At 41.7% G+C, this 16,649-nt stretch carries 11 protein-coding genes and 1 pseudogene; 4 read left to right on the top strand and 8 right to left on the bottom strand.

Annotated elements, in window-relative coordinates; genetic code table 11:
- Positions 1-10: 10 nt before the first annotated feature.
- Both D9603_RS11760 and D9603_RS11755 read right to left on the bottom strand, forming a co-directional pair.
- Entirely contained in the window at positions 11-1,231 is a 1,221-nt protein-coding gene (locus D9603_RS11760) for an NAD(P)/FAD-dependent oxidoreductase (protein WP_128731454.1), read from the bottom strand.
- Complete coding sequence (locus D9603_RS11755) at positions 1,231-2,304, bottom strand: alpha/beta fold hydrolase (protein ID WP_125253118.1); 1,074 nt, start codon at positions 2,302-2,304, stop codon at positions 1,231-1,233. The genes D9603_RS11760 and D9603_RS11755 overlap by 1 nt, the downstream gene beginning before the upstream one ends.
- Positions 2,305-2,470: 166 nt before the next feature.
- Between D9603_RS11755 and D9603_RS11750 the strand changes: the two genes are divergently transcribed.
- Together D9603_RS11750 and D9603_RS11745 are read left to right on the top strand one after the other, a co-directional pair.
- On the top strand, positions 2,471-2,791 hold the full coding sequence (locus D9603_RS11750; protein ID WP_125253119.1) for a 2Fe-2S iron-sulfur cluster-binding protein: 321 nt from the start codon (positions 2,471-2,473) through the stop codon (positions 2,789-2,791).
- A 13-nt stretch (positions 2,792-2,804) separates the two neighbouring features.
- Positions 2,805-4,040, top strand: coding sequence for an FAD-dependent oxidoreductase (locus D9603_RS11745; RefSeq protein ID WP_128731453.1), 1,236 nt, complete (start codon positions 2,805-2,807; stop codon positions 4,038-4,040).
- Between the two features lie 43 nt (positions 4,041-4,083).
- Here D9603_RS11745 and D9603_RS11740 read toward each other — a convergent pair whose 3' ends face one another.
- From D9603_RS11740 to D9603_RS11720, 5 genes are all read right to left on the bottom strand, one after another.
- Positions 4,084-4,698, bottom strand: coding sequence for a TetR/AcrR family transcriptional regulator (locus D9603_RS11740; protein ID WP_128731452.1), 615 nt, complete (start codon positions 4,696-4,698; stop codon positions 4,084-4,086).
- Positions 4,699-4,725: 27 nt separating this feature from the next.
- Positions 4,726-5,559: a sulfite exporter TauE/SafE family protein gene (locus D9603_RS11735; protein ID WP_241651647.1), complete on the bottom strand. Its 834-nt coding sequence runs from the start codon at positions 5,557-5,559 to the stop codon at positions 4,726-4,728.
- Positions 5,560-5,730: 171 nt separating this feature from the next.
- On the bottom strand, positions 5,731-6,333 hold the full coding sequence (locus D9603_RS11730) for a TetR/AcrR family transcriptional regulator (RefSeq protein WP_161972738.1): 603 nt from the start codon (positions 6,331-6,333) through the stop codon (positions 5,731-5,733).
- A complete protein-coding gene (locus tag D9603_RS11725; RefSeq protein ID WP_128731450.1) occupies positions 6,330-9,464 on the bottom strand; it encodes an efflux RND transporter permease subunit in 3,135 nt (1,044 codons plus the stop codon). The genes D9603_RS11730 and D9603_RS11725 overlap by 4 nt, the downstream gene beginning before the upstream one ends.
- Before the next feature lie 10 nt (positions 9,465-9,474).
- Positions 9,475-10,563: an efflux RND transporter periplasmic adaptor subunit gene (locus tag D9603_RS11720; RefSeq protein ID WP_128731449.1), complete on the bottom strand. Its 1,089-nt coding sequence runs from the start codon at positions 10,561-10,563 to the stop codon at positions 9,475-9,477.
- Between the two features lie 297 nt (positions 10,564-10,860).
- Here D9603_RS11720 and glnD point away from each other — a divergent pair.
- Together glnD and dapD are read left to right on the top strand one after the other, a co-directional pair.
- Positions 10,861-13,478 (top strand): annotated as a pseudogene (glnD, locus tag D9603_RS11715) ([protein-PII] uridylyltransferase).
- Between the two features lie 10 nt (positions 13,479-13,488).
- On the top strand, positions 13,489-14,316 hold the full coding sequence (gene dapD, locus D9603_RS11710; RefSeq protein WP_128731448.1) for a 2,3,4,5-tetrahydropyridine-2,6-dicarboxylate N-succinyltransferase: 828 nt from the start codon (positions 13,489-13,491) through the stop codon (positions 14,314-14,316).
- A 179-nt stretch (positions 14,317-14,495) separates the two neighbouring features.
- Here the strand turns inward: dapD and D9603_RS11705 are convergent, their stop codons facing one another.
- Complete coding sequence (locus tag D9603_RS11705; RefSeq protein WP_128731447.1) at positions 14,496-16,550, bottom strand: TonB-dependent receptor; 2,055 nt, start codon at positions 16,548-16,550, stop codon at positions 14,496-14,498.
- Between the last annotated feature and the right edge of the window lie 99 nt (positions 16,551-16,649).

Here is a 16,649-nt window from a genome sequence, read left to right as displayed (position 1 = left end):
GGTAATTCCCTTAACTTGCCATTTGTTTACGGTCGTATTCTTCAATCGCATTTCTAAAGATGGCAGGCGCTTTCCACCCTTCACAATCAAAACAACAGCCACCGAGCAGACGGATAACTTCATCTCTGAGGTCTGGGTTTTGCATTTGATAGCCAAAGAAAATAGGGTAAATCCAAAAATAGCGGATCAGATCAGCTGCAATCTGCTGGCCGCCATTACTCCAATCACGATAAGCATAGAAAGGCGCTTTCCAATCCTGCCCAGCAACAACCTGTGCAATTGCTTCTGCAGCTCGGATCCCTTCTTTCATCGCGAATGACACACCGTAAGAGAAAATGGGATCTAAGAACCTATGTGCATCACCGATACACATCCAACCGTCACCTACAAATGGCTCAATTCTGTATGAGAAATCAGCCATTGACTGAGAGTCACCTTGACGTTCAGCATTTTTAAAGCGTCGCTTAAGTTCAGGACTAATATGATCCATTCCCCATGCGATCGCATCATCTGGGTTTTTACACTCTTTGTAATAAAGATCTTTTGGAATAACCACACCCAAGCTGTCAGTATCTGGTGAAATTGGGATGATCCAAGACCAGTGATACTGCTTTGAATACAGTATGGTGGTATTGGTCGAAAATGGTGGCAAGTCTCGCTCCACACCTTTGTAGTGAGCAAATGATGCAATTTGTTGTGAGAAAAACTCGATTTGTCGTTTTCCAGCCACGCCTTTTCTCGATAAGAAAGTATTCTGACCGCTGGCATCAACCAATACCTTTGACCTAACTTGGTGTTCGACGCCATCGGCTTTGTAAAGCGCACCGACCACTTTCTCTCCATCTTTAATCACATCAGTGACCATACCAAGCTTATACTCTACTCCATGCTCAACGGCTTTGCGCTTGATCATATCGTCAAAGTCACTTCGACGTACTTGCCACGTGGGTGCAAGAATAGGGATGAAGAATTCATTTTTTGACAGTGAGCCAATTACGTTTACGCCCGGTTTGTCAGGAAAGCCCGCAGCATCCATATCCTCCGCTAAACCTAAGTCACGGATAATTTGTCCTGCATTTCCTGTTAACGACTCACCGATATGGAACCTTGGAAATTGCTCTTTCTCAATACACAAAACAGATAGGCCTTTCTTACGGCATTCTATTCCACACAAGCTACCAGCAGGTCCACTACCGATAATTACCACGTCATAATGTGTAAATCCGTTCATTACATTGCCACCTTATTTAAAAAATCTTCAACTACCCATACAAACTCTTCTGGTCGCTCTGAGGCAGAAAAGTGTCCACAACGTGATAAACGCGTAACCGTCGCATTTTCAAGGCGCTCGGCTGCTTTTTCACTCCACTCAGGGGGAATAATTTGATCATGGTTACCGGCAATAAATAAAGTAGGTACCTTCACGTCATCAAACGTAGTTGCCATTGATTTACGTGCATATTCATCGAGGAAAGAATGATATGCAGGGCGAGAAAGTACATCATTAAGTAAGTCTTCCAGAGCCGGTGTCATTTTTGGAGGATGGTAGTACGCAGCAGCTAAAAATTGTTCTGGGTTTGAGGACATTTTCTTCAGATCACCCCACCAGCTCTCGACATCATCAACCAAACCAAAGCCTGTACAAACTAGTGCTTTGACTTTATCAGGATAACGACGTGCTACTTCTGTTGCGATCATGCTACCAGCTGAGTTGGCCACTAATACCCACTCCTGCTCTTCCAACGTTTCTAGATACTGTAAGGTAAACTCTACATGGTCTACGTATGATGGTGCTTCGTTTTGACTCTGACTCAAGCCAAATCCTGCTAAGTCTAATGCCACTGCATTATGACGACCTTGCAAAGAGCGCAATGTTGAAGACCATGAGGTTGAAGGGTTACCAAGTGCCGGAAGCATGATCCACAAAGGGCCTTTGCCTTTGACTCGTAGCGTATGCTGTTTAAATCCATTGCCTGCATCCACAAGTTCTCTTTGGATCCCGTAGCTCTCTTGTAGACAGACTAGACGCTCCAACTCTGATACATCATCATTGCGCTCAGTGTTATCAACTCCAGATAACGATTTAATTAACAGTGAAAGTGTTTTTATATTTTCAAAATGCACTGGTGTAATATTATTCTCAGGGATTTTTGCACCGTAACGTTGATCGACATGTGCAAGTAACCGAACCATAGATAGAGAATTTAATATACCAAGTTCAAGCAATGGTGTATTTTCATCCAAATCTGGCGCAGCACCTTCGAGTAGATCGTTATTTATAAAGTCTATTAATTCTTTTTCCACCTTTTAAAACTCCATTAGATTAAAATTCAAATAAAACAATATAGAAATATTAAAACAATAAAATAGCCAAGTGGGACTATAAAATTAGTTACATCGGACTATATGAAAAAACAAACTAACAGGTAATTTATTAGTTCTTATTTTAAAAATTAATAATGGAGTTACTATGCTAAAAATCACATTTATTCAGCATGACGGTGAAACCATCGAGACCGAAGTGGAGCCAGGTATGTCTATTATGCAGGCTGCAATAGAAAACCTAGTGGAAGGTATTGAAGGAGAATGTGGTGGTTCGGGAAGCTGTGCAACCTGTCATTGTTATTTGTCAGAACAATGGTCAGATAAAGTGACGCAACCTGACAATAATGAAAGTCAAATGCTGGAAATGGTTAACGATACAACAGCTTTTAGCCGCCTAAGTTGCCAAGTAAAAATTACCAAAGAGCATAATGGATTAAGCGTTACGCTGCCCGAGTCTCAATATTAAAAAAGGAAGCACAATGAAAAGGTGTATTATCGTTGGTGGTGGCCATGCTGGAGCAGAAGCCGCTTTTGAGCTGCGCAAAAAAGGCTGGCAAGGAGAAATCATCATAGTCAGTGCAGAGAGTTATTTACCCTATCATCGTCCTCCTATTTCAAAAACTTATTTAACGGGAGAGACACCTCTCAAGCGGCTGTACATTAAACCAGCGGCGGCCTACGAAAAAGCAAATATCAGTATCAAGTTGACAGCACAAGTAGTTGATATTAATGCACTAAAACATACTATCACTTTAGATTCAGGTGAGTTACTTAATTATGATAAATTGATCCTATGCACAGGTTGTAGTTCAAGAAAACTGACTGTGCCAGGCGCTGAACTTGGCAATGTATTCTCAATTAGAACATTAGACGACATCGAACATATTGCACGCGCACTTGGGAGTAACCAGCCCCCTAAACATATCGTCATGATTGGTGGTGGGTATATAGGCTTGGAAACTGCTGCATCTTTTAAAAAGCTAGGCCATCACGTCACTATTTTGGAGAGAGGCAACCGCATTTTAAATCGTATTGCAGCCGAACCCATTGCCGCCCATATCACAAAACTACATCAGTCTCAGGGCGTCAGTATTTTCACCGACAAAAGCGTCATCGCATTGACTGGAGAGAAAACTGTGCAAGCAGTTCATTGTAGTGAAGGAGAATCTTTTAAAGCAGATATCGTTGTGATCGGCATAGGTGCAGAGCCAAACACTCGCCTAGCAAACCATGCTGGCGTCATGACAAAGCAAGGTAGAATAGAAGTCGATCAGCAAGGAAAAACCTCTGTGCCTGATATTTATGCGGCTGGTGATTGCACTGTTGGTATTGAGCCCTTTAGTGGCCAAAATACCACTTTAGAGTCTGTACCTAGTGCTGTGCAACAGGCCAAAATGGTAGCAGCAGCGATATGTGACGTCCCCCAACCACAAATACAAGTGCCGTGGTTTTGGTCTGATATCTTTGATTGTAAATTACAAATAGCTGGTTTGTATCAAGGTTACGACACGGTAATTGAGAGAGTGTATAACTGCGATAGTAAGAGCTACTGGTATGTAAAGTCTAATAAAATAATTGCGGTTACTTGCATTAATTGTCCTTCTGACTTTCAAGCTGGTAAGAAAATTCTAAAAGAAAATATTACTATCTCTTTATCAGAATTAAAAAATGTAGTTAACCCAATTATACCTAACACCAGTCCTGTACCAGCTTAATACTCTGCTGGAAGTATATAACTATCGCTTCCAGCATTAGCTCCTAGCTTATACCATTTATAAATAGGCTATAAATATAGTCTGCCCACTCATCACCAAAGACTTGATCATCACTAATATTCCAAACACCCTTTCTAATATCATCAAGTAGAAAGGGTGATATAATCAAAGAAACCAAATTAAATGCTGCGAGATTTGCTTTTACTTCATCTTCAATAGAGGTTTCTTTCATGATTAGTTTAGGTAGCAATTCAGACACTTTACCAGGAAAAGCATTGATAAAAGCGTCACTCAATGGTGTTGATTTAAACATAACCTCTTCTTTTAAAATCGAAACCACTGCTGGGTTAAAATTTACAATATCACTTAATGATATTATAAATTCGTATAACGGCCTATTTTCACTCTCTATTTTTTCAAGCTTATCCAGTAAAGGGGCTGACAAGCTTTCAACAACTGCAATAAATAGATTTTCTTTGCTGCCAAAATAATATTTTATCATTGCTGAGTTTAGCTGTGCCTCATTTGCAATGTCTCTGATTGTAATTTTACTATATGGTTTATTGTCTAGTAATGACTTTCCTGCCTCTATTAATTTACTTTTTTGTTTGGCTTGTCTTTCACCGTCAACCGGACGACCCTTTTTTGTATTCTTCATAGGTAGATTCTTGTTATTATTATAAAACTAGTGATAATGTAAATAAATATGATAGCTTGTTGAGCCAACCTCAGCCGCTATTAATAGCAATAAAAAGCTAACGAGTTGGCCGACGCTCACTTTTGAGCAAACGTATGCACCGAGCGGCGCACCAATAACCACAATGGGAATGGCAGCCAACAGGTAGCCCTGTATTTGATGGTCAATTACATTTAAATGCCATGCGTTAATAACACTCCCCAGTACAGATACAAACGCCATAACAATAACAGAGGTTGCTGTCGCTTTTTTCATATCCGCATGACAAAAAATAACTAAAAACGCGAATAGTATGATGTCCGAGCCAGACCCCACGAGTCCGCTTGCAATGCCGCCAATCAAGGCAACCATCATAATCTGACGTTTTTTAGGTTGTATTGAGAAACATGTCACTTGATGGTGTAACTTTCCTCGGATCCTGTAGATCATTGTGATAGCAAAACAAAGCAATAAAAAGCTAAAAATAGCTTTGACAATAGTGCTTTCAACTATCGGAGCCAAAATGATTAAACTCAGTGCAATACCTACTGCCGACATCGGCAAAGCGACTAAGACTTCACGTCGGTAGTAAGGTATACCACGAGAAATAATGGTTAATGCCGCCGCAGTCATACCAAAACTCTGTATCGCTAGAGAAAATACTTTCGCTGTGTACGGTTCAATATTAAGTACTTTAGTCATAATTGGAAACGCGACGGCACCACCGCCTAGCGCCGTACCACCAGCCACGAATGAGCCAAATACCATAGTCAAGGCAATTTGAAACTCACTCACGATTTGATATAGCGCAGAGCTAAATCCTTGCAGCCATATTAGTGACAAATAAACCAATAGGGTGAAATATAAAGGGAAATAGCTTGTTCGGTATAATTTATTTAAATAGACCATTTTTATTTATAAAATTTCAAAAATATAAATAAATACTACACAACAAATATAAATAAAAAATAGTCAATGTGGACCATGTTGACTAACGCCACATTCAACTCACTTTTAAGCTTTGAATAATAGTAAGAACTCTTTTTTTATTTTCATCGCTTCAACCTTTATATCTTCATCAGCATTTTCCAAGGTGCGGGCGAGGATTGCATTAAAAAAACAGTTACTTTTAGAACGAGAAATAATAAATTCTGCAGCATCACTAGGGTCTACTGCCTTCAATTCCCCTTTGTCAATCTCAACGGCAAGTGAATTAGCAAGCTTTGAGACTCCTTTTCTAGGCCCAAACCGTAAAAATGCTTCTCCTATCTCATCAAAGTGTCCAGAATAGTAAATAGCATTTCTTAGCAAGTTTACATACCATGGATCGGTGATAAAACTGATGTACTCAAAAGCCTTTTTGTAAATAAAGTCCTCTAATGTTTGCTTGTCACCACGCGGTTCAAACATCTTTTCTATCTGCTTTTCACACTCACCAATTAAGATAGCGACAAACAACTTTTCCTTCGTTTTATATCTAGAATAAATAGTCGGCTTACTCACTTTAGCTGCTTTGGCGATGTCATCGACTGATACACCATCCAAACCATTTTTGATAAAAAGTTTGGTTGCCGCATCTTTGATAGCCTTGTCTTTTTGTTCTGCTCTGGTACTCAAATATTTTCTTCTCCCGATGATGTGAGTGGCTGCTCATTAATCTCAATGCTATTGCTGGCATCACGATGAAAGACTTTTTCTTTACTGGTTAGAATTTCATATAATACTGGGATCACAAACAAGGTTAATGGCGTCCCGATCCCTAACCCAAACGCAATAGCGACAGCCATGGAAAAAAACAATACATCATTGCCCATAATGAGTGGCAATAACCCCACTATTGTTGTAATTGATGTGATCAATATTGGTCTCATCCTTACACTGGCCGCCTCAACAAGTGCTTCTCTACACGACACACCGGTGTTTTTACGTTCAATGTCGGCACGGTCAATCAACACAATTGCATTATTGATAATGATACCCGCAAGCGCGAGTAAACCAAGGATCACAATAAAGCCAAACTCTCCTCCCATCAGCTGTAGTCCACTGCCTGCACCAAATACCACCAAAGGTATGGTCAACAATATGACTATTGGTCGCCTAAATCCACCAAACTGTGAAATCAATATCAAGACGATGATACAAAATGCCAATGGAAAATTAGCCGCCAACGCCGCTTTTCCTTTTTTAGAATCTGCAATGATACCATCAAATTCAATGGAGTAACCCTCCGGTAGATGCGCATTTAGCTCTGTGATTTGCTTCTGTACCATCGGCGCAAGATCTTCTGGTGAATATTTCAAATTACGCCCTTCGATTGTCACCGTAGGTATACCATCTTCTTTTTCAATGACTGGAAACCCTGTTTCATAACTCACGGTAATGAGTTGTTCCAATGGAATTGGTTCACCTGAAAGAGGTGAAATAATTGTCTCCGCTTTTAATGCAATCACATCTAGATGTTCAGCTCCTCTTAATACCACCGGCACGTTGTCATCGTCCTGCCTAGATACAGACACAACCGTGCCATTCAAAAACTGAGAAATAGTAGTAAGGACTTGAACCTCTGAAATGCCAGCTTGCTCTGCCAATATCTTGTTGACACTAATATTGGCTCTTGTCGACAAATTGAACCAATTTGACCAAATGTGGATCATATCAGGATATGCTTCAAACATTTTGATCACTTGCTGTGATCCGTTAAAGACTTGGGCGTAATCAGGGCCTTTATACTGGACTTGTAACACTGTCGGATCAGAGGGACCTGTAAACATCCCGGATACCCTAAATTGCACATCAGGTATCACAAGCTTGGCAACCTTTCTAAGCTGCACTAATGTTTCCTCTACCGCTTCACGGGATGTTAAATCGATAAGCAAAAAGCCAACGTTATTTGCAGGGTCTAATGGCGCAAGGGAAAAAATAAACCTTGGTCCGCCAAATCCAACATATCCCATTACATGATTCACATAAGGAAAAGTGCCGTCATCATTAAGTGCTTCTGTCAGTTCTGTCATGGCCGCCTCTGTGACTAAGGTAGAGCTTCCCGCTGACGTATTGATATAAGCTAAGAGTTGATGCCGCTCGCTGGATGGAAAAAATTGCTTTGGCGTTGATGAAATTAGCTTTACACCGACAAAAAATAGCGCCAGCGCACCCAATATCACCCATTTTTTATGGTTAAGTGCAAGCGTTAGTAACGTTCGGTATTGTGTTTCCAGCTTTTTAAATACTCGCGTGACCGATGTTGTTTGTACCGGCTTTTTAGAGACAAAGAAGTAGCACATAGTAGGGGTAACTGTCATCGCAAATAACCATGAAATTGCCAATGATATCAATACTACCAGTGAGATATTCCGAGTGAACTCACCAGCCCCATGTTCAGCCATCATCAACGGAATGAATACAATCACTGTCGTTGCTGTTGAAGAAAGTAGCGGTAATGCTAGTTCTTTGCCGACTTCAGCTAACGCGTGATATTTATCTTGGTGTTCTTCGTACCGTCGTTTAAATTGCTCTGCCACGACAATTCCATTATCCACAAGCAAACCTAGCGCAATGACTAAAGTGGCAAGACTCATTCGTTCTAGCTGCATTTCAAACAGTCCCATTACCGCAAGTGTGGCTAGCATCACACACGGTACTATGGCACCAACGATTAGCCCCATCCGAAGACCCAAAAAGACCATCACTACTGCCAGTACAATAAACAGCGTTTGTAACACGTTTAGAGACACACCGTAAACCGCTTTTTCCACTTCAATACTCTGTTTTGAAACAATATTCAGTTCTATTTCTTGGGATAAGTTTTTCTGGATATCGAATAATGCTTGGTCGAGGCGTTTAGTGTAATTGATCACACTTTGCTCTGGTTGCATCACCACAGATAACACAACGGCTCGCGATCCGTTAAAGAATGCCGCTTGTTGATAGGGACTTTTCGTTGTTTTAGTGACAGTCGCGACATCGCCTAGCGTGATGATCCCATGCGGAGCAGTATTGCTTTTATCGCGAATTAAAATGGGTAAGTTCAGTAACTTGTCTTCTCTATCCAATCCGATATTGGCGCTCACAAGAATAGAATACGCATTGGTATTTACAGCTCCAATCGCTTCATAGTTATTGTTCTTTTTTATCACTTGTGAAATTTCATTTTTGGTCAGCCCAAAGGCCTCTAGTGCAGCATCATTAAAATCAATATAAAACACTTCTTCAGGGCTACCATGAATGCCTACTCGACGCGTCCCCTCGATAAAAACTAGCTGATCTCTGATACCTTGTGCAACATCGTATATGTCGTCCAATGCTATTGACTTTGATGTCAATGCAAAGGTCATAACAGCCACATCACCAAAGTCGTCATTAACTACCGGTTTACTCGCACCTTGAGGCAAGCTGAGGCTAGCAAATTCCACGGCTTCGGCTAGTTCATCCCATATCTGGTCAAGTTCACTATACTTGTCCTCAACCTTCGCATGGATAATAGAGCGTCCATCCATAGAGGAAGACCTGACTTCATCCAGTTCAGGCAAGGTAACGATGGCAGCCTCTAATGGCCTTGTAACCAACCTCTCTACATCTTCGGCCTTCATATTTGGAAAATTAGTTGAAATCACAGCCTCTCGGATGATCACCTCGGGGTCTTCCCTTGCTGGTAAAGTGAAAAAGCTCACTATTCCAAAACACATGGCTAGTAATACTGAGGTCAAGATTAACGCTCGTTGTTTATACGCGATTACCGAAATAGACATAACAGGCTCCTTACAAGTTAACTAGCTCAACAGCTTGTCCACTTGCAAGCCCCTGACCACCATGTAAAATAATTTTGCTATCTACTTCTAATTCACCATGTATAAATACTCGGCCGCTGCGGATCCGCGCGATTTTCACGACTTTTTTGGATACCGTTTGGGTATCAGGCTCTAAAACCCAAACAAAGTGACTATTATTGGTATCACGACGTAATGCTGTGACTGGGATAGAATAATTGTGCTGTGTGCTTTTAATATTCAATGAAACATTAACTGGAGCGCCCGGTAGCACAAACTCTGAATACTTACTCTTTAATACGATTAACGCTTCAATAAGGCCATTGGCACTTGCCTGGCGATTAATGCTCTTGATCATCCCGTAAAGTTGATGCTGCTCTAAGGTATACATGGATACCTGCTGACCTACAGTAAGCTGATTAACATGTTGATACGGGATCCGCGTCAATACTTCTAGCGTGGTATTGTCTGATTTTACTGATAATATGGCTTGATTGGCTGATACATGCTGATTTTTTTGCGCGAACTTTCCAGTTACACTACCATCAAAAGGCGCGATGATTTTAGTATCCAATACCCCTTTTTTTGCTATATCTCGTTTAGCCTCAAGTAGGTTCACTTGCGCCAATGCACTGTCTACTTTTAATTTCCATAAATCGACTTCAGTATCGGGAACTAATGAGCGTTTGCTCAGTGCTTTTCTTCGCTCCAATTCAATGACTGCGTTTTCTAAATCATATTTAGCTTGATTTACACTCGCTTCTGCTTCTTTCAAAGCAAGCTCAGAGGTAATTGGGTCTAACCTTGATAGTATCTGACCTTTGCTAAAACTATCACCGATGTCCAAATCCAATGAAACAATTTTACCTCTAACCTCAAAACTTAACTCACCGCGGTCATGCGCTCGTACATAGCCCAAGTAAGATTGCTCAATATAGTCATTACCAGGCTCTACCCGAGTAATGCTCACTTGAGGTCTTTGTTTAACCTCGTCTTTATTTGGTGCAGCACTGCCACAGCCTGATAAATGTAACGCCAAAAAACCAACCAAATAAAGGCTATTAACTCTCGATACCAACATAATTTATCCCTTATGCCTGTGAGTAAGTTTCTTATCGTGAACAGTAAATGGCGCCACTGATCCGACGTGAGAAATGTATATGACGACAAAACTATACTACACGGTTTAGTTTATTTGCAAGTTAAACTAAAACGAACAAAATAACTGCAACTTATCAGCAGTTAATTTATTACTTCGCGCCAGTTAGCAGCTTACTGATCAAACCTTGCACCATCGCGCGCTCATCACTCGCAATTGTTATCTAATTAGTGTAAAACAGGTTTCTATTGATGTTGCGTGCACGATACAGGATCCTAAGTGGCATTACCGAACAAAGTAAAAACGCTCCTTGATGAAGCACAAGCGTTGTCAGATTATCGAGACTGCCTGGCTTATTTTTATAAATGGTTAAGTAACCAGTTTTCCAAACAGCCCGTTCGAAACCTAATTAACTCGCGCGCTGAGTTTATCGACCGACTACTTATCAAATTATTTAATGATACCGGTCTTGCACAGCACCCTGACCTTGCGCTTATCGCAATCGGCGGCTACGGGCGAGGAGAATTACACCCGTTTTCTGACATCGACTTCCTGGTACTAACAAAGATACTCCTTGCGAGCAAGTGACCACTGGACTTGAGCAATTTGTCACATATCTTTGGGATCTCGGTCTTGATATTGGTCATAGTGTGAGAACACACGAACAGGTACTTGATCAAAAACAGAATGATGTGCACTTCACTACTAGTCTATTAGAGAGCCGTTTGATCTGCGGTAATCACATTGAATATGAGCGCCTTAAGCGACACATCATAGAAACTCCTATTTGGCAATCGAGTGACTTTTTCATAGCTAAGGTCAACGAACAAAAAATTCGCCACAAAAAATGTCATGGTACCGCGTATAACTTAGAGCCAAATATCAAAGAAAACCCCGGTGGTCTGAGAGACTTACAGACTATATTCTGGGTAGCCAAAAAGCACTTTCATGCTGAAACCCTCGAAGAGCTAATTAACCATGGTTACCTCACTCATGAGGAGTACCAAGAGTTACTGGAATGTATCGAAAACCTCTGGAATATCCGCTTTGCACTGCATTTAGCAGCTGGGCGCAGCGAAAATAGATTATTGTTTGATCACCAGCCTCACGCAGCAGAACTACTTGGGTTTGGCTCTGAAGGTAAGGCATCCGTTGAACGAATGATGAAGCGTTTATTTAGGATCATGAGCCGAGTACGCGAAATGAACCAAATGCTGCTGTCGTATTTTGAGCAAAGTATTTTACCAGAGCAGGTTGAACTTGAAGCCATTCCTCTTGATAGAAATTTTGAGCGGCTCGGTAATAAGATCCGAGTGAAAAACCCCTCAGTATTCTTTCGTCGTGAAAACCTCTTTGTTCTTTTTGAGCATATTGCGGATAACCCAAGGATCACCCAAATTGACCCAAGTACCATCCGTACGATGCGTCAGGTAAGACGTCGTTTATTGGGCGACTTGCAAGATTATGCAGGGTGTCGAGATGCCTTTTTACGCTTGCTCAAACATCCAAATGGCATGGGTAGAGCCTTTACATTAATGCACAAGCACGGTCTTATTGCCGCTTACTTACCGCAATGGCGCAATATTTTCGGCCAAATGCAGTTTGACCTATTCCATGCCTATACCGTTGATGAGCATACGCACAAACTTATCAACAATATTTATCGCTACTTTGACAAAGAACACATCAGTGAATTTCCCATTTGCTCTGAGATAGTTGCCCGCATGGACAAACCAGAGCTGCTGTACTTAGCCGGTATTTTTCATGATATTGCCAAAGGCCGGGGCGGCGATCACTCCGAACTTGGGGCAGTAGATGCCATGGCCTTTACTAAGATGCACGGATTTACACAGTCAGATGCGAAGCTTGTGGCGTGGTTGGTGCAGCACCATTTATTGATGTCAGTGACGGCTCAGCGCAAGGATATTAACGATCCTGATGTTATCGCGGAATTTGCACAAAAAATAAAAAACGAACGTCAACTAGATTATCTTTATTGCTTAACAGTTGCCGACATTAGAGCCACCAATGACAATCTTTGGAATGACTGGAAAAACACGTTATTACGAGAGCTATACCTACATACTCAACGCGCGCTCAGATTGGGTCTTGAAAACCCTATGGATATGCGCGATCAAATCCGGGATAAAAAGCGCCAAGCAAAACAGCGGTTGATTAATTTAGGCTATTTTGAGGAATATATTGATTTAATTTGGTCACGCTTTAAAGCAAATTACTTTACTGCCTTTAGCGAGCAACAAATTTCGTGGCACTCAGAGCACTTACTGCAATCAAACGACCTTAGCCAGCCAAGTGTTATTGTTTCAAATAAACCCATGCACGGTGGCACGCAAGTATTTGTGTATAGTCCCTATGAGTCGGCACTGTTTGCCAAGCTAGTCAGTGTCATTGGCTCTAAAAAAGCACAGATCCAACACGCACAGGTAATGACAACCAAAGACAGCTACGTCGTCTTTAGTTTTGTCATTTTAGAAGTGAACGGCGATCCGCTCAGTACCAGCCGTGCAGCTGGCATCAGAAAAGGTCTGGAAACGCTACTTAAAGATCCGAAGAAAAAAATCCGAATTAAAAAGAACCGCTCGCAAAAGTTTAAAGACTTTAACATCAGACCAAAAATTATTTTGCGCCCACATGCACGCGAAAATCGTAGCCTAATTGAAATTCAGGCTATTGATATTCCTGGACTGCTGACTAAAATTGCTGAGGTGTTCCAAGCCTATTCACTTCATATTCATGCCGCACGCATTACAACCGTCGGCGAACGTGCAGAAGACTTTTTCGTGGTCTCGAACAAAGACTATGAGGCGCTCGACGAAGTACAAAAAGCCGAGCTTCACCGAGCGCTACTTAAAAAATTAAATGCTGAAACAGAGTAAAGAGGAATTTATGTCTGATTTAAAAACGACGATTGAAACCGCGTGGGAAAACCGCGATACCATTACCCCAACGGCAGTATCAGACGAAGTAAAGCAAGCGATTGTTCAAGCGCTTGAGCTTTTGGACTCTGGTGCTGCGCGCGTTGCTGAGAAGATTAGTGGTGAGTGGGTTGTGCACCAATGGCTAAAAAAAGCGGTGTTACTGTCTTTTAGAATTCGTGATAACCAACCGATGAGCGATGGTGTAAATCAGTTTTACGATAAAGTGCCACTGAAGTTTTCTGATTACACACCTGAGCAGTTCCAACTAGGCGGCATGCGCGTTGTACCAAATGCGGTGGCTCGTCAAGGTAGCTTTGTGGGTAAAAACGTTGTGCTGATGCCATCTTACGTAAATATTGGTGCTTATGTTGATGAAGGCACGATGGTAGATACTTGGGCTACGGTAGGATCGTGTGCACAAATTGGTAAAAACGTTCATCTATCTGGCGGTGTCGGTATCGGCGGTGTGTTAGAGCCGTTACAAGCTAATCCAACCATTATTGAAGATAATTGCTTTATCGGTGCTCGCTCTGAGATTGTCGAAGGGGTTATTGTTGAAGAAGGTGCAGTTATTTCGATGGGGGTATATATTTCACAAAGTACACGTATTTATGACCGTGAGACTGGTGAAATCCATTATGGTCGAGTACCAGCTGGCGCAGTTGTAGTGCCAGGTTCACTTCCAAGCAAAGATGGCTCTCATAGCCTATACGCGGCTATTATTGTGAAAAAAGTGGATCAACAAACGCGTGAAAAGGTCGGCATTAATGCACTACTTCGCTCAATAGACGATTAATACTCATTACTTTAATTAAGTGGTCTATTTTGGGGCAAAGAACTCTTGTCGATAACACTGCTTTCTTGCCCTGCTCACAGCGAGGTACCTACGTCCTACTGTAAGCAAGCATTAAGACTAATTGGTATAACAATCACACTTTTAGTATGAGGGAGCTTGAGGCTCCCTTTTTTCAGGTATTACCAACGATAATCTAGTGAAACGAGGACATTTCTCGGCCTACCAGGAAAATACCTTTCACCGCTGAACGACGTATAGTCAGCTCGCTCTGCGTAACGCGTATTCGTGAGGTTTTTCACTCTCATAGTCAATGCAAGTTGAGGGCTGATCTGCCACCTTCCTCTTAGTGTAAGCAGATCGTGACCTGCGTAACGATGTTGGTTTTCAGGATCAGTAAAATAGTCTCCAACATGATGCCAAGCTAACGACCAGCGTAGATTTTCTAATGCCCGCCAATGTAGTTGCACATTCGCTAAATGCCTTGGTGCCGAGTCTAAATCATTCCCGTTGATATTAATGCCATTGAGGATGCTGTTTTGTTCAAAGGTGTGTTTGGCATGAGTCGCTGCCAGGTCAATCTTCCAATTTGATGATAGCTGATAGCGTAATTCTAATTCCATCCCTGCATGTTTCGAACGTCCATTATTAATATAGAAAAAATCACTATCACGGAAAATTAGGTTTTCTTTTTCCATGACATAAACGGCTGCCTGGTATGTCAGTTTTTCTGTGCTACCCTTTACGCCAAACTCAATATTGTTAGCGTTTTCCTCTTTGAGCGATGCTTTGCGCTGTGCTCGTTGCAACTGATATAACTCAGCGGCTTGTGGGGCACGATAACCACTAGATATATTCGCGTAGGCTATATGAGACTGCGCAAACGCATAACGTATCGCAAACTTTGGGGAAAAATAATCAAAGCGGTCTATGTCACTGGCTGGGCGACTATAACGACACCCCCCTTTGCTACATTCTGAACCATCTTCTTTGGTTCGTCCTACCGGTAAGAAGTTATGATAGTCATAACGCATTGATTCATAACGCCCGCCTAATTCAAGCAACCAGTTATCTTGCTGCCAGGTGAATTTTGCAAAAGGTGCGATTTGGCGAGCATCTACTTCATAGTCGTAGTGTCTTCCCGTTGGGATCGTAGCTTGTAAAAAAGGAGAACCTTGCGTTGGGGTTGGTTGATATTGCAACATCTCACCTTGGGTATACTCGGCATCTAACCCCCAGTCTAATTGAATATTTGTGCTTAGTTCACTTTGCACTAGAGTCTGCAACCCGACACCCGTTTGACCATTTTCTTCAAAGGGCTTACCTGGTAAAAAATGTTTAACAAAATCCATCTCCTGCCAACGTAAGTAAGGTTTTAGTAATACTGTATCGGTATTATTCCAAAGCCAAGAAACTTCACTCCATGCCCGAAATGATGAAGCTTTTCTAAATGCCTCAGGGTTTTCATTTTGCTTTGCTAGTGTCTCATCTTTATAACTATCAGCACCTGTTATATAGCCTGCAGTTTGCTGGTCTAAATGAGTATACGTCATACCTGAAACAACACTAGCAAACTGACCTTGGTGTTTGTGCTTGAGGCTTAACTTCTGCTGTTCTACGCCTTCACCATCGCGATAACCAGTATCTTTTGTGATCGTCAGCGCTGAGCCGAGCCCTAATGACTCACTGCCCGCTTGCATACGTGCTCGACTATAGCCATACGAACCAATATCCAAGCCAATACGTGCTTCATCCGAGGTAGTGTCAGAAGTGATCACGTTCACCACCCCATGAATGGCATTAGAGCCATAAAGTACGCTGTTTGGCCCTTTCAGCACTTCTATACGTTTTGCTGCTTCAAAATGAGATTCAAATAGTTCATTGATATTGCAAAATCCAGCGGCTCTAAGCGCAATGCCATCCTCCGCCGTTAAGAGTCCTCCACAGGCTCCTGCACCGGATAGTACTTGTGATCTTAGCGCTGGCAGATATTCTTGCCCATTTCCATGCTGCATATTGGCACCCGCTACTAGTCTAAGCGCCCTTTCAATATGAGTAACACCGATATCCTCTAACTGCACCTCGGACAATACTGACAGGCTAACGGGGTTCTCTGTGCTAGTAACCGCCAGCCGTGATGCGGTTGTGGTTATAGTTTCCAATTCATTACTTGATGCAGCGATACTTAACTGTGGCGCAAAACCAAGCACTGCTAGAGCAGACACTAATTTTTTCATTCTATTACCAATTCAATTAACTTAATTAATACCAATTTTCTTAATTAAGTGGTCTATTTTGAGGCGATAAAATCTTGTCGATAACTAGGCAAAAATTTT

The organism is Pseudoalteromonas sp. PS5, assembly GCF_004103255.1.
Classification (GTDB): domain Bacteria; phylum Pseudomonadota; class Gammaproteobacteria; order Enterobacterales; family Alteromonadaceae; genus Pseudoalteromonas; species Pseudoalteromonas peptidolytica.
The sequence above is the reverse complement of the archived record's forward strand: the minus strand, read 5'-3'. Positions and strand labels throughout refer to the sequence as shown.

Excerpts from the sequence above, each read along its gene's own strand:
- D9603_RS11750 (WP_125253119.1), top strand. The coding sequence starts at position 2,471 with ATGCTAAAAATCACATTTATTCAGCATGACGGTGAAACCATCGAGACC.
- D9603_RS11745 (WP_128731453.1), top strand. The coding sequence starts at position 2,805 with ATGAAAAGGTGTATTATCGTTGGTGGTGGCCATGCTGGAGCAGAAGCC.
- D9603_RS11725 (WP_128731450.1), bottom strand. The coding sequence starts at position 9,464 with ATGTCTATTTCGGTAATCGCGTATAAACAACGAGCGTTAATCTTGACC.
- D9603_RS11720 (WP_128731449.1), bottom strand. The coding sequence starts at position 10,563 with ATGTTGGTATCGAGAGTTAATAGCCTTTATTTGGTTGGTTTTTTGGCG.
- D9603_RS11705 (WP_128731447.1), bottom strand. The coding sequence starts at position 16,550 with ATGAAAAAATTAGTGTCTGCTCTAGCAGTGCTTGGTTTTGCGCCACAG.
- D9603_RS11760 (WP_128731454.1), bottom strand. The coding sequence starts at position 1,231 with ATGAACGGATTTACACATTATGACGTGGTAATTATCGGTAGTGGACCT.
- D9603_RS11740 (WP_128731452.1), bottom strand. The coding sequence starts at position 4,698 with ATGAAGAATACAAAAAAGGGTCGTCCGGTTGACGGTGAAAGACAAGCC.
- dapD (WP_128731448.1), top strand. The coding sequence starts at position 13,489 with ATGTCTGATTTAAAAACGACGATTGAAACCGCGTGGGAAAACCGCGAT.